The 12457-nt window shown below is 58.1% G+C and carries 11 protein-coding genes, 3 tRNA genes and 1 pseudogene; 7 read left to right on the plus strand and 8 right to left on the minus strand.

The genetic code is table 11. The features are described from left to right. Nucleotides 1-223: pseudogene (locus O146_RS12895) on the plus strand (IS481 family transposase); the annotation flags it as partial. 72 nt (nucleotides 224-295) lie between these two features. Here O146_RS12895 and O146_RS0109610 read toward each other — a convergent pair. The 6 genes from O146_RS0109610 to O146_RS0109635 form a co-directional block, all read right to left on the minus strand. Further along, nucleotides 296-368: transfer RNA gene (locus O146_RS0109610), tRNA-Arg, on the minus strand. Between the two features lie 157 nt (nucleotides 369-525). Continuing rightward, on the minus strand, nucleotides 526-2109 hold the full coding sequence (locus O146_RS0109615) for an SLC13 family permease (protein ID WP_027018328.1): 1584 nt from the start codon (nucleotides 2107-2109) through the stop codon (nucleotides 526-528). Nucleotides 2110-2175: 66 nt separating this feature from the next. Further along, the gene (mgtE, locus tag O146_RS0109620; RefSeq protein WP_021353155.1) at nucleotides 2176-3540 is read right to left on the minus strand and encodes a magnesium transporter; all 1365 of its coding nucleotides are present in this window, start codon (nucleotides 3538-3540) and stop codon (nucleotides 2176-2178) included. 146 nt (nucleotides 3541-3686) lie between these two features. After that, nucleotides 3687-4427: a hypothetical protein gene (locus tag O146_RS0109625; protein ID WP_021353156.1), complete on the minus strand. Its 741-nt coding sequence runs from the start codon at nucleotides 4425-4427 to the stop codon at nucleotides 3687-3689. Nucleotides 4428-4456: 29 nt separating this feature from the next. Continuing rightward, nucleotides 4457-5845: a heparan-alpha-glucosaminide N-acetyltransferase domain-containing protein gene (locus O146_RS0109630; RefSeq protein ID WP_027018329.1), complete on the minus strand. Its 1389-nt coding sequence runs from the start codon at nucleotides 5843-5845 to the stop codon at nucleotides 4457-4459. Between the two features lie 95 nt (nucleotides 5846-5940). Next, a tRNA-Ser gene (locus tag O146_RS0109635) sits at nucleotides 5941-6029 on the minus strand. An 80-nt stretch (nucleotides 6030-6109) separates the two neighbouring features. Between O146_RS0109635 and hisC the strand changes: the two genes are divergently transcribed. The 3 genes from hisC (at nucleotide 6110) to O146_RS0109650 (ending at nucleotide 7971) form a co-directional block, all read left to right on the plus strand. Continuing rightward, nucleotides 6110-7144 (plus strand): histidinol-phosphate transaminase, encoded by a 1035-nt coding sequence (gene hisC, locus O146_RS0109640; protein ID WP_027018330.1) that lies wholly within the window; start codon nucleotides 6110-6112, stop codon nucleotides 7142-7144. Beyond that, nucleotides 7144-7563 carry a phage holin family protein gene (locus O146_RS0109645; protein ID WP_021353159.1) on the plus strand — a complete coding sequence of 140 codons (420 nt, stop codon included), beginning with the start codon at nucleotides 7144-7146 and terminating at the stop codon, nucleotides 7561-7563. The genes hisC and O146_RS0109645 overlap by 1 nt, the downstream gene beginning before the upstream one ends. A 186-nt stretch (nucleotides 7564-7749) precedes the next feature. Then, nucleotides 7750-7971 (plus strand): hypothetical protein, encoded by a 222-nt coding sequence (locus O146_RS0109650; RefSeq protein WP_027018332.1) that lies wholly within the window; start codon nucleotides 7750-7752, stop codon nucleotides 7969-7971. A gap of 166 nt (nucleotides 7972-8137) precedes the next feature. On the opposite strand, the gene O146_RS0109655 is transcribed toward O146_RS0109650, so the two are convergent. Further along, nucleotides 8138-8225 (minus strand) — tRNA-Ser (locus tag O146_RS0109655). 105 nt (nucleotides 8226-8330) lie between these two features. Here O146_RS0109655 and O146_RS0109660 point away from each other — a divergent pair. Beyond that, nucleotides 8331-9293, plus strand: a complete 963-nt coding sequence (locus O146_RS0109660; protein WP_027018333.1) for an NAD(P)H-quinone oxidoreductase — start codon at nucleotides 8331-8333, stop codon at nucleotides 9291-9293. Here the strand turns inward: O146_RS0109660 and O146_RS0109665 are convergent. Beyond that, nucleotides 9290-10525 (minus strand): aminotransferase class V-fold PLP-dependent enzyme, encoded by a 1236-nt coding sequence (locus tag O146_RS0109665; protein WP_023018540.1) that lies wholly within the window; start codon nucleotides 10523-10525, stop codon nucleotides 9290-9292. The two genes, O146_RS0109660 and O146_RS0109665, sit on opposite strands and share 4 nt — an antisense overlap. 222 nt (nucleotides 10526-10747) lie before the next feature. On the opposite strand from O146_RS0109665, the gene wzm reads away from it, so the two are divergent. Both wzm and wzt read left to right on the plus strand, forming a co-directional pair. Then, on the plus strand, nucleotides 10748-11599 hold the full coding sequence (gene wzm / locus O146_RS0109670; RefSeq protein ID WP_152514631.1) for a galactan export ABC transporter permease subunit Wzm/RfbD: 852 nt from the start codon (nucleotides 10748-10750) through the stop codon (nucleotides 11597-11599). A gap of 45 nt (nucleotides 11600-11644) precedes the next feature. Then, entirely contained in the window at nucleotides 11645-12430 is a 786-nt protein-coding gene (gene wzt / locus O146_RS0109675; protein ID WP_021353164.1) for a galactan export ABC transporter ATP-binding subunit Wzt/RfbE, read from the plus strand. Nucleotides 12431-12457: the final 27 nt, after the last annotated feature.

A 12457-nucleotide genomic window follows, 5' to 3' on the forward strand; every position in this document is an offset into this window, starting at 1 on the left:
CCTACGGCGAGACAAAGTCGACAACGACGGAAAAGTAACCCTTCGCTGGGCCGGCAACATGCGCAAACTCTACGTCGGAAGAAAACACCGCACCAAAGAAATCATGCTCATCTGCATCAACAACGACATCACCGCCATTAACCCCCACACAGGCGAAATCTGGGGCCGATACCACTTAGACAAAACCAAAAAATACCACCGCAACCAACTCGGTGAAATCTAGAAAACGAACCCCCAAAACGAAGAAAATCTCGAGACACCGAAATAGGAACGATGTCTCGAGACTTCACAAGTGTGCGCCCGGAGGGATTCGAACCCCCAACCTTCTGATCCGTAGTCAGATGCTCTATCCGTTGAGCTACGGGCGCTTCCCGCTACACTTTGAGAAAATCTTTCGATCACTCTCCTGTGCAACGAGAATATACTCTACTAACCATTCCAGCTTTTACCAAATCGCCAGCATAAAGGCCCAAAACGAACAATTACTGCACAGCTAAAGCCCGGTTACGGGCAACTACCATGCAACTACAGCACGATATCGAAAACTGGGATGGCAACGAAGTAGACCACCAGCGTCGTCAAGATCACGGCCACGACGTTCAGCCACACGCCACCCTTGATCATGTCGCCGATGCGCACGTAGCCAGAACCGAAAGCAATCGCGTTTGGCGGGGTGGCCACCGGCAGCATGAACGCACAAGTTGCCGCCAGCGCAACCGGGATGGCCAGCACCAACACGTTGTGCTCGGCATTTGCAGTCAGGCCAATGCCGACGGCAACACCACCCATGATCGGCAGGAACGTCGCCGCGGTTGCCGTGTTAGAAGTAAATTCCGTCAAGATCAGCACCAGACCAGCGACGGCGAAAATCAGCAGGAACAGCGGCAACGAGCCCAGCCCTTTGGCGATCTCACCGATCCACAGCGACAGCCCCGTCTTCGTAAACATGGACGACAACGCCAGACCACCACCGAACAGCAGCAGCACATCCCACGGCAGCTCGTTCGCGGTTTTCCAATCCATCAGGCGCGTGCCCTTTTTATCTGCCGGGAGAGCAAACATCAGCAGGCCTGCAGCGATACCGACGATGGCGTCCTCGTAGCCGGTTTCAATTTCTAGCCACTGATCTAAAATCAGCGGCACTAGAATCCACGACACCGCAGCCAACACAAAGATGATGCTGACGCCGATCTGCGGGCCGGTCCACTTGCCCATCTCGTGCAGCTCTTTTTTAATCAGCTCACGGCCACCAGGGATTTCCGTCATCTCTGGTTTGAATACCGCCACCAGCACCGCCCAGGCGATGAACACGAAAACCACCGCGATCGGCATACCGACCATCATCCACTGTGCAAACCCGATGGTGTAGCCGTGCGCCTCGCTCATATAACCAGCCAGCAGCGCGTTCGGCGGAGTACCAATCAAGGTGCCCAACGAACCAATCGACGCCGAATACGCAATGGCCAGCATCAAGCCGGTAGCAAATTTCGCCTGCTTGCGCATGCCACCAACCACGTCTGCGGTCAGTTGCAGCACCGACATACCAATGGGCAACATGACGACGGCCGTGGCGGTATTGGACACCCACATGGACAAAAAGCCGGTAGCCAACATGAAGCCCAAAATCAGCTTCTTCGGCGAGGTGCCTACCAACAACACCACCATGAGCGCGATGCGACGGTGCACGTTCCAACGTTGCAGGCCGAGTGCGATCAAGAAGCCACCCAAGAACAGGAAGATAGTCGCCGAAGCATAAGGCGTGGCGACGTCAGAAAACTCGCCAACCTGGAACAGTGGGAACACCACTAGCGGAACCATCGCGGTCGCGGCCAACGGAATGGCCTCTGTCATCCACCAGCTGCCCATCAGCACCGTTACCGCGGCTACCAACCGCAACGACTGCAGATTGTAATCAACTTCCGGGTCCGCACCAGCGGATTGGCTCAGCGTTTCCACCGCATTCGACGGAAAAATCAAATACACCAGAACCGACAGCGCAATACCAACGAGCAAGCCGGTGTACTGGCGGGTGGTTTCGCGACGCTCACGAACCTCGGAGTCCTGGCCTTCGGCCTTCGAGGTGCTCTCGTGTATGTGAGGAGTACTCATACGAGTCCATTTCTTGATCTATGACATACGGGCTAGGGTGCCTAAATCCTAACCCATGAGCAACGCCTAAATCCCCAAAATGGTTTTCGCAATCAAGAAATAGATAATCAGGCCCGTCGCATCGCAGAACGTCGAAATGAACGGGTTAGAAAATACCGCAGGGTCCGCGCCGACGGTCTTGGCGACGATCGGCATCGCGCCACCGACGGTTGCAGACATCGCGCACACACTCAACAGCGTCAGGCCGATCACGAATCCAATATCCGAGCCATAGACCAGCGTCGCCAAGACCAACCCCAGCGTGCCCAAGGTGATGCCAAGCATCAGGCCCACACGCAGCTCACGCCACATAACCTGGGCGATATCGCGTTTTCGCACATCGCCCAGCGCCAACGCGCGGGTGACCGTCGTCGCAGCCTGGTTACCCGTGTTACCGCCGGTACCGGTCAGCAGCGGAATAAACAGCGACAGCACCACGGCTTTTTCCAACGTGCCTTCAAAAGCATCCAATACCTGCACTGTCAGCAGTGCAGACACAGCCAGCACCAGCAGCCAGACGATACGCGAACGCATGATCTTCACCAGTGGCGTCGACATGTACGGCTGCTGCAGTGGCTCAGCACCACCGGCACGGGCGGAGTCCTCGCTGTCTTCTTCCTCCACGATGTCCTGCGCATCGTCGAAGGTCAGAATGCCCACCAGGCGGTCAGTGTGATCGACAATCGGCATCGCCAGCAAGTCCAATGGCAAGAACCAACGCGCGGTTTCCTCGGCGTCGTCGTTCGCATGGGCAAAAATCGGATCCGCCATCACAGACTTCACCTTGCGATCCCCATGCGCCAAGAACAGCTCACGCAAGGAAGTCACGCCCACCAGGCGGCGATCCCGGCGCGTCACCGGAATGGAATACAGCGTTTCCAGGTCATCAGCCTCTTTGCGCAGCAGCGTCATGGCCTCATTTACCGTCATATCCTCATGGATTTCCGGCACCTCTGGCGACATGCGGCGGCCAATCGATCCCTTGGGGTAGCCCAAGATGACGCCGGTGACATCGCGTTCGGTTTTATCCAGGTTCTTCAGCAGCCGGTCGGCGATTTCCGCTGGCAGCTCGTCGATCAGCGAAACCCTGTCATCCGGGTCCAGCTCATCGAAGAAGGAATAGACGTCTTTATTGCCCAGCGCGCCAATCACGTCGGCCTGATGAGCAGCGTCCAAAGCATCGAAAACCGCGATGGAACGATCCCGCGATAGCAGACGCAGCACTACCGCCGCACGGGTGGCGTTCGAGCGTTCTACCAGCGCAACAATGTCTTTGATCTGAGGTTCGTCCAGCAGCTTGCGTAATCGCAGCGCCTCCCGCGGAGGTACGTCGTCATGACTCCTCAGCAGACCTTCTAGTTCGTCAATTGCTTCTACTGCTGCATCGTGCATAACGCACCTCCCTTACAGGATTATTGAGCGCCTCTATAGGCCGGACTAAACCCCTGGGCATGCGGTATACCCAGTAAGCTCCGGCTAGAATATACCGGTTGGGCGGTTATCAAAAATCCTGCCGGGGTGCTGGTACAACGCTACCGCTAGCCCGCCACAGCTTTTACTGCGGTTTCAAAATTCACCAGTCCCTGTGCCGGGCTGGCAAAACCCACCATGGTCACGCTCATACGGTCATCGCCCGTCGCGATCAGCATGAATCCACATTCGTTCACGTCGGCAACCCAGACTTGCCCATTCCAGTGCGGGCACATGGGCTGGGTCCGATCACTAAGCACCAATCCGTCGGTCACCCCCGCCATCACCTCTTCGTGCAGGGTGGCTAGGCGGCGCTTGCCGACGACATCGAGTACCTCACGCGCGGCAAACTCGTCGAGTCGCTCTTGCCCGGCGGCCCGCTGTGCATCGCCGTCTTGTAGCTCCGCCATCCGCACCAAGCTTGCGCCGCAGGGCCAGTGCAGGTGCGCGTGGTCCAAAGTCACGATTCCGAAGCGCAGAAACGGGGTGGGTTCTTCCACCAGGTCTTGCGCCGCATACCAGCCGGCTTGCCATTCCACTTCTGCCACGGCGTGCAGGCTGGCGATAGTGATGTCGGTACTGAACTCCAAGGCCTTCTTAATGCCGTCCAGGCGCACACGCCCGTCGCCAAGACAGGCAACATCGTCGACATGGCAGGCGATCACCATCTGGCCATGGTGGTCAAAGCCGTGGGCGGCTACCGCGATAGACACGGTGGCATCTATATCCAGCGGGACCAGTGAAAGCGTGCCAGCGCCACCCAGAATGCGTCTGGTTAGGCTTTGCGCACATATTTCCGGCGTGAGCATACAACCTCCATCTTTAAGGTATGGCTACCCTATTGCATGCTGACCTCTTTACGCAACACTGCTTTGTTAATAAGCCGCGCCACAACCCATTCCAGCGGACCACGTCGGAAAAACACCTTCCACACCGCCGCGAACACAATCAACCCCAGGGCATTCCACGCGGCGGTGGCCCAATTATGGATCTGACCAGCGTCTTTCACATCCAGCTCATCCGGATCAAACTCGTCGTCACCCAGAACCCAGCCGTTGGACTTGCCATCCCAGAATTCCGCGGTCAGCTCGTCATATTCCTGCCAGGTATCCGCTTCTTGAATAATTTTTTGGTAACGCTGAAAGCTCGGGTCAGGTTCGTCGGGTTTGGCAGGCTTGTTAATTTCGTCAGGTTTCTCAGGTTTGTCAGTTTCGGCTGCACTTTCGGATTCCGTACTTTCATGCATGCTGCCCTCAGCGGGCTCAACCCGCGAATACTGCACCGGGCCAGTACCGCTGATATCGAAAGTCTTGCCCGCATCCAACGGAATGCCACCGAGCATGAAAAAGCCCGCGATAAACACGTGTGCGACGTACGTCGTCAAGGCCATCGCACCCACCGCGCGCAACGGATAGGCAAGAATATTCGCCCAGCGCACCTGGCACAACAGGCAGCACAGGCAGATCACCGCGATGGCGCAGGTGATGCTCGCCAACAGATCACCGAACAATCCCGTGTGCGGCTCGAAGCTCTGCGTCAACAGCAATTGCACAAGCGGTTCTTTATCAAACTGCGGCTCAGTGTAGTCGGCAAGCGGGTCATACGGAAAAACCGCGGCATTGTTCACACGAATAACAAACCCCACGGCCGCAAGCAGCAACGCAGGAACCACCGCAATGGCCTGGGCCTTCGTGTTGCCCACCAGGAAGCGGTGCACCAGAACGCCCACGGCACCGTAGGTCAGCCACGCCAGCACCGGGTACGGCGGCATGAACAACTCAAAACCGAATGGCACGAGATCCACCAGCACAAACCCCACCGAAGAAACCGCCGCCAGCACCGCGATTACCACGGAAATCACCCAGGTTTTACAGCGCGGCAACCAGAACAACAGCAGGTAAATCACGGCAATGGTGCTGAGCACGATCGCGATGGTGGACTGCACCATCGACATCAACGTGCCCGCGACCAAAAGAATCACACCCCGCACCAGCGTCGCCAGGCGCGTGCGCACAGGGTCATCGGCCCCGCGCTCGTGAAAAAGGCCCAAAGAAACGCCCGCCAGCACCGCGAACAGTGCCGAGGGGTAGCCGGCAAAAGCGGTGCTCGTGTAATCCGCAACAACCCCGCCATCAAAACCGGTGGGGCCCAGATGCGCAAACACCATGCCGACGATGGCGAGGCCACGGGCTAAATCAATGCCGTCAAAGCGAAAAGCTGCTTTCATGCGCTAAGCATAGATCAGGCCAGCGTGAGCCATGCAACCGAAAATTACGCGATGCCAAAAGCCCCGGTAAGAAAAATCCTACCGGGGCCAAGCTGCGGAGATGAGAGGATTCGAACCTCCGGCCCGCTGTTAAGCAGGCAACTCATTAGCAGTGAGTCCCATTCGGCCACTCTGGCACATCTCCAACGCGATCTAGCATAACCGTTAGCATGCCCTCGCGCAATTAATCCCGTGCGCCCGCTAGATGAGACTACACTTACACGCATGTTGCGAGAAGATCTGGAATCACTGCCCGCCTACGTCCCCGGTAAGCGCATGCCGGATGCAGTCAAGCTTTCTTCTAACGAATCTGCCCACTCACCGCTGCCGAGCACCACCCAGGCCATCGCCGAATCCGCTGCGCAATCCCACCGTTACCCGGATATGGGAGCCGTGGAGCTGCGCAAGAAGCTCGCCGCACATCTGGGGCTTGCCGACGAAACCAGCGTCACCGTCGGCACGGGTTCTTCCGCATTGTGTCAGCAGCTAGTGACCATCACCTGCCAGCCGGGTGATGAAGTCATCTTCCCGTGGCGCAGCTTCGAGGCCTATCCGATTTTCACGCAGGTCACCGGTGCCACTGCCGTGCCGGTCCCCTTGCGCGAGCTGCGTAATGACCTCCCTGCCATGGCCGACGCCATCAGCGAACGCACTCGCCTGATTTTCGTGTGCAACCCGAACAATCCCACCGGCACCACCATCAGCACCGAGGAATTCCGCGAGTTCATGGACCGGGTGCCCGCCGACGTCGTCGTCGCGCTAGACGAGGCTTATGTGGAATACAACACCGCCGATAACACCCCGCTGGCCACCGAAGCCGTGCAGCAGTACCCGAACGTGATCGGCCTGCGCACGTTTTCGAAGGCCTACGGGTTGGCGGGTTTGCGCGTCGGCTATGCCTTCGGCAACCCAGAAATCATCGCTACGATGGGCAAAGTGGCAATTCCCTTCAGCGTGTCCGCAGTAGCGCAAGCTGCAGCAATAGCTTCTTTGGAGGCTGCCGACGAGCTCAACGAACGCATCACCGAAACTAATCAGCAGCGCGACCGGCTTGCCGACGAGCTGGCGCTCACGCAATCTTTCGCTAATTTCGTGTGGGTTCCGGCCGAATCTTTACACGACAGCCCACAAGAAGTGGCTGCACAGTTGGCTGAATCTGGGGTTCTGGTGCGTGCTTTCGACGAAGGTCTGCGCATCACCGCCACCACTGCAGAAGAGACCGACGCCTTGCTTACCGCGTGGAAGAAGGTGCGTGCATAATGCGTGCGCTCGCGCTGCTACTCAATATCATCACCATTGCCGCGGCCCTCGCCGTGACTGTTTGGCTGGTACCGGGCGTGAATTACACGGGCCCGAATAAACTGCTTGTCGACGAATCCTTCGATCCTGCTATCGCGCTGGGTATCGTCGCAATCGCGTTCATGCTGGTCAACTCCACCGTCGGCCCACTTGTGCGCACAGTGGGCGCGCCGATCAATTGCCTGACGCTGGGCCTGTTTTCTTTCTTCGTGAATATCGCGATCCTGTGGTTGGCTGGGGCGATCACCAATGCAATCAATATCTGGGGCATTACCTTTACTATTGACGGCTTTTGGTCCGCTGCCTTCGGTGCCGGAATTTTCGCTTTCGCACGCAGCATCGTCGCGATGATCACCTCCCCGGTACGCGCCCGGGGATAAAGTGACGACGCTGCGCAGATGAAACCGCTAGTCACACCCCGTTCTGCCCTGGTAAAGCCCCTGCATCTTAGCGTTAGCACAAACAACGCAACAGGGCAATGAAGTCAAATCAGCATTAACTTCATCACAGTTTGCGGACAATATTGACTTCACCAAGGTTTGCGGAGGACCGAAAGGAGAACATCAATGTCTAACTTCACTGAGCCCAAGAGAATCATTCGATCATTCGCTGCGGTCATCGCCGGTAGCTGGATCTACTGCCTAGTCCTAGCACCAGCTTTTTCTGCACAAAATTATGCCGATGTCGCGGCGGAAAAATCAAAAGAAATCGGTATCGGATTTACAGTCGCGGCACTGCTCGTAGGCGCAATCTGGTTCTTTATCGCCAATAAAAAATCAAGATCCTAGCGCTCTGTCCCTTGGTGTTATGCCCGGGGATTTTTCTTTGCCTGGAATCCAAGCCAAGTCAGGCGAATTCTTGCTCAGGGTATTGCACATAAAAACAATCGGTAGCACCTGAGATAGAAACAACCGGTGGCACCTAAAATAAAACAGGCGCCACCGGCATTTCCACTGGCGGAGGCGGCGGGATTTGAACCCGCGGTGAGTTTCCCCACGCTGGTTTTCAAGACCAGTGCATTCGGCCGCTCTGCCACGCCTCCAGCGACATTAACCTACCATGGAATTCTATGACTCCGAAAAAGTCCCAGAAAAATGTAACCACCAACACTGCAAAAGCCACCACAGACGCGACTATCCCGGCCACCATGCACGCCATCGTGCAAACCGATGCCGACGACCCACAGTCGCTAGAACTCACCCAAGTGGACGTGCCGACCCTGCGCGCGGGCGAGGTGCTGGTCAAGGTGGCAGCATCTGGCGTGAACCGTGCGGACTTACTCCAGGCCAAGGGCGCATACCCACCACCACCGGGGGCATCCGAACTCATCGGCCTGGAAGCCGCCGGCACCATCGTCGACGCAGGTGATACCGGCCGCTTAGTAGGCGAAGAAGTCGGCGCCTTGCTCGCCGGTGGTGGTTATGCGGAATACGTCGCTGTGTCCGAAGGTCAACTCACGCCAATCCCAGAGGGCTATTCCCTGGAAGATACTGCTTCTGTCGTGGAGGTAGCCTGCACTGTCTGGTCCAACCTGGTGATGACGGCTGGCCTGCGCTCTGGCCAAACCATTCTGATTCACGGCGGCGGTGGCGGCATCGGCACCTTCGCCATTCAGGTCGCGAAAAAACTGGGCGCGAAAGTCGCCGTCACTGCAGGCTCGGCGGAAAAGCTGGAAACCTGCAAGAAATACGGCGCGGATATCTTAATCAACTACAAAGAAGAGGATTTCGTCGACAAGCTGAAAGGCTCCTGCGACGTCATCTTGGACATCATCGGCGCGAAATACCTGAAGCAAAACCTGAAATCGCTGGCCAAAGACGGCAAGCTGGTGATCATCGGCATGCAAGGTGGCACGAAAGAAGAGATCAACCTGGGCGCGGTGCTGGCTAATCGCCTAAGTATTTTCGGCACCACACTGCGTTCCCGCGACACCGAGGCAAAAGCCGAGATCGTGCGCGAAACTGTTGCCAACGTCTGGCCTTGGCTTGCCGACGGCTCCATCACCCACCACCGGCACGCCAGCTACCCACTTGCCGACGCCGCTACCGCGCACCAAGCACTCGACTCTGGCGAAGTCACCGGCACGCTGGTGCTCACGCAGAACAGTTAAGCCAGCGAAGCCACCACGCGCGTGAGGTGCGCGATATCGGCCTCGGTATTAAACGGTGCGGCGGAAATCGTCACCGCGCCACCGATCTCGCCGACCCCCATGTTTTCCAACAGTGGGGTGTTCGGCGCGATGGTCGTCACCAGCCCGTTATCGAATAGGCGTTGATGCACCGTCGCCGCCGGTACTCCGTGCACGGCAAACGACAAACGCGGCAGCCGGTCCGCCGTCGACCCAGCTGCGGCCTCACCAGTCACACCAACGATGTGTGCGGCGGGCAACGTGCCCAAAAACGTATACATCTGGTTGGTCAGCCGCGCCATGTACGCATCCAACTCCGCCATGGACTGCTGCACACGCTTGCGCCGTGATCCAGCAGCCGCAGAGCCCAGCCGCGCCACGTGATCCACCGCCGGGCTGACGCCACCGGCCAGACCAGCAGAAAACGGAGATTCCAGCTTCGCGTAGGTATCACAGTCTTGTGTCGGTGCAATCGGCGCAATGCGTTTAAACATCGCGGTATCGCGGAAGACCAGCGCCGCTAGCTGCGGGCCACCAATCTGCGCCAGGTCGATAGCCAAGATATTGCAGTCCCAGTCATCAGCCACGATCGGCCGGTACATCGCGATGCTGGAGACGTCGACAAGCGTCCAGGCCCGCGAACGCGAACGCACGTGCTCCACGATCTCACTGACCGGCGCGACCGTGCCCAGCAAATCATGCGCGGCGGACAGTGCAACAAAGCGCGTGTGGCCGTCGACAAGATCTTTATACTGAAACGCCGGCAATTCGCCCGTGGCTAAATCCGGCAAGGCCCAGCGGGTATCGTCGACAAGCCCAGAAAACGGGGCAGAAACCTCCGGAGCATCCAAACCCGACAACACCACCGAGGTGCCACGGCGCGCGAGCATCGGCTCCATCGCCCGCGCTAAAGACTGATACAGCACCGGCAGGCTCGAACCCAGGACGACGCGATCAGCGCGCACCCCCAGCAAATCCGCCACGGCTCCACGGGCATTCTCGATGTACACATCGCCTTCTAGCCGCCCGGCATGTTGGCGCTGCGAATGGCTCCCGGTCGGGCCGGTGCTGACAGAGGTGGCATTACGGAAAGCGCGGGCAACACCCACCGCCACGCGTTCCGGGACCTGCGGAGTGGCATGCGCATTCAGATACGTCCAGCCCTCAGATAGCGTGGTGTACAAACCACGCACGCTGTAGACGTCATAAGCCATGCCTGTCTCAGCTCCCTTCTGCCTTGCCCGCTAATACTGTATACCGAAAATTGCGGCGCATTCAATCCTCCTGGCCGGCGCCTGTCACCCAAGAAATTCCCAGCTCACGCAAAGAATAACGGCAGGCTGGTGCGCGTTGTAGCCTCGCCAGCCAGCATGCAACTGCTAAGGTTTGCCCTTGTGCAGGAGAACAAAACGCAGCTTGACCAAGATATTGCCCGGATGACCTCTGGCGCCGACGGCGATGCACCCCAGTCTAAGTCCATGACCTTCGGGGCTGCCTGGCGCGATCTGTCACATGGCCTGAAGCAGCACGAATTGTGGCTGCTGCTGGGTTTACAGGACATGAAGCAGCGCTACCGACGCTCGGTGTTAGGGCCGTTCTGGATCACCATTGCTACCGGCGCTATGGCTACTGCGCTGGGTTTTTTGTATTCCATGCTGTTTGATATCCCCACCGCGGAATTCTTGCCACACGTGACTGTGGGCTTGATCATGTGGACGTTCATTTCGGGCTGCCTGAAAGAAGGCGCGTTGATCTTCATTGACAATGAGGGGCTGATCAAACAGCTCCCCGCCGCGATTTCTGTGCACGTCTACCGGCTGGTGTGGCGCCAGCTGTTGTTCCTGGCGCACAACATGATCATCTGGGTCGCACTGATCATCATCTTCCCGCGCCACCTGGGCTGGGAGCTGCTGCTGGCGATTCCCGGGCTGGTGTTGCTGGTGCTCAATGGCGCGTGGGTATCGATGTTCTTCGGCATCGTCGCCACCCGTTTCCGTGACGTCGCCCCACTGCTGGAAGCCCTGACCCAGCTGCTGTTTTATGTCACCCCCATCGTGTGGACGGTGCGCACGCTGGAAGAACAAGGCGGCGACGGCATTGAAGGCCCAGCCCGCCTGGTGGAGCTGAATCCACTGTTCCATTACCTCGAAATCGTCCGCGGCCCGCTGATCGGCCAGCCTGTCGATGCCTACCACTGGTGGGTTGTGCTGGGCTGCACCGTCGCCGGATTTGGTCTGGCGTTGCTGGCGATGAAGCGCTGGCGTTTCCGCGTTAGCTACTGGGTTTAATTTAGCTGGGTTTCATCCTGCGGGATTGTTTAAGGAGTTTCCATCATGGTCTCAATCGATACTTACAACGCCTGCGTCGATTTCCCGATCTTCGATGCCAAGTCGCGCTCACTAAAAAAGGCAATGCTGTCCACCGCCGGCGGCGCGTTGGGCAAAAACGCCAGCAACACCGTCGTCGTCGAAGCGCTGCGTGACGTCAACTTGCACCTGCGCGAAGGCGACCGCGTCGGGCTCGTCGGCCACAACGGCGCCGGTAAATCCACCCTGCTGCGCCTGCTGTCCGGCATCTATGAACCCACCCGTGGCAGCGCCGATGTTCGTGGTCGCGTCGCGCCTGTTTTTGACTTGGGCGTGGGCATGGACCCGGAGATTTCGGGTTACGACAACATCATCATCCGCGGGTTGTTTTTGGGCCAGTCGCGCAAGCAGATGGAAAAGAAAATGGACGAGATCGCGGAGTTCTCCGAGCTCGGCGACTACCTGCGCATGCCGCTGCGTACCTATTCCACGGGTATGCGGGTGCGCTTGGCGCTGGGTGTGGTCACCTCTATTGAGCCGGAAATTTTGCTTCTCGACGAAGGCATCGGCGCCGTGGATGCCGCCTTCATGGCCAAAGCCCGCGTGCGCCTGCAAGAGCTGGTCAAACGCGCCGGTATTTTGGTGTTTGCTTCGCACTCCAACGATTTCTTAGCGCAGTTGTGCAACACGGCGTTATGGGTGGACAAGGGCGAGATCCGTTCCGTGGGCCGCGTGGAGGACGTCGTCGAGGATTACGAAGGCGTCGAGGCCGGTAATTACGTGCGTGATCTGGTACGACGCTTTCAGAGTTAAGCGTTTCCAGAGCTAAACGCTTCCAGA

Source organism: Corynebacterium pseudodiphtheriticum DSM 44287 (assembly GCF_000688415.1).
In the GTDB taxonomy this organism is placed as follows: Bacteria; Actinomycetota; Actinomycetes; order Mycobacteriales; family Mycobacteriaceae; genus Corynebacterium; species Corynebacterium pseudodiphtheriticum.

Coding starts and splice junctions, on each gene's coding strand:
- O146_RS0109660 (WP_027018333.1), top strand. CDS start 8,331: ATGCACGCCATCGTGCAAACCGATGCCGACGACCCACAGTCGCTAGAA.
- wzt (WP_021353164.1), top strand. CDS start 11,645: ATGGTCTCAATCGATACTTACAACGCCTGCGTCGATTTCCCGATCTTC.
- O146_RS0109630 (WP_027018329.1), bottom strand. CDS start 5,845: ATGAAAGCAGCTTTTCGCTTTGACGGCATTGATTTAGCCCGTGGCCTC.
- O146_RS0109625 (WP_021353156.1), bottom strand. CDS start 4,427: ATGCTCACGCCGGAAATATGTGCGCAAAGCCTAACCAGACGCATTCTG.
- O146_RS0109645 (WP_021353159.1), top strand. CDS start 7,144: ATGCGTGCGCTCGCGCTGCTACTCAATATCATCACCATTGCCGCGGCC.
- wzm (WP_152514631.1), top strand. CDS start 10,748: ATGACCTCTGGCGCCGACGGCGATGCACCCCAGTCTAAGTCCATGACC.
- O146_RS0109615 (WP_027018328.1), bottom strand. CDS start 2,109: ATGAGTACTCCTCACATACACGAGAGCACCTCGAAGGCCGAAGGCCAG.
- mgtE (WP_021353155.1), bottom strand. CDS start 3,540: ATGCACGATGCAGCAGTAGAAGCAATTGACGAACTAGAAGGTCTGCTG.
- hisC (WP_027018330.1), top strand. CDS start 6,110: ATGTTGCGAGAAGATCTGGAATCACTGCCCGCCTACGTCCCCGGTAAG.
- O146_RS0109665 (WP_023018540.1), bottom strand. CDS start 10,525: ATGGCTTATGACGTCTACAGCGTGCGTGGTTTGTACACCACGCTATCT.
- O146_RS0109650 (WP_027018332.1), top strand. CDS start 7,750: ATGTCTAACTTCACTGAGCCCAAGAGAATCATTCGATCATTCGCTGCG.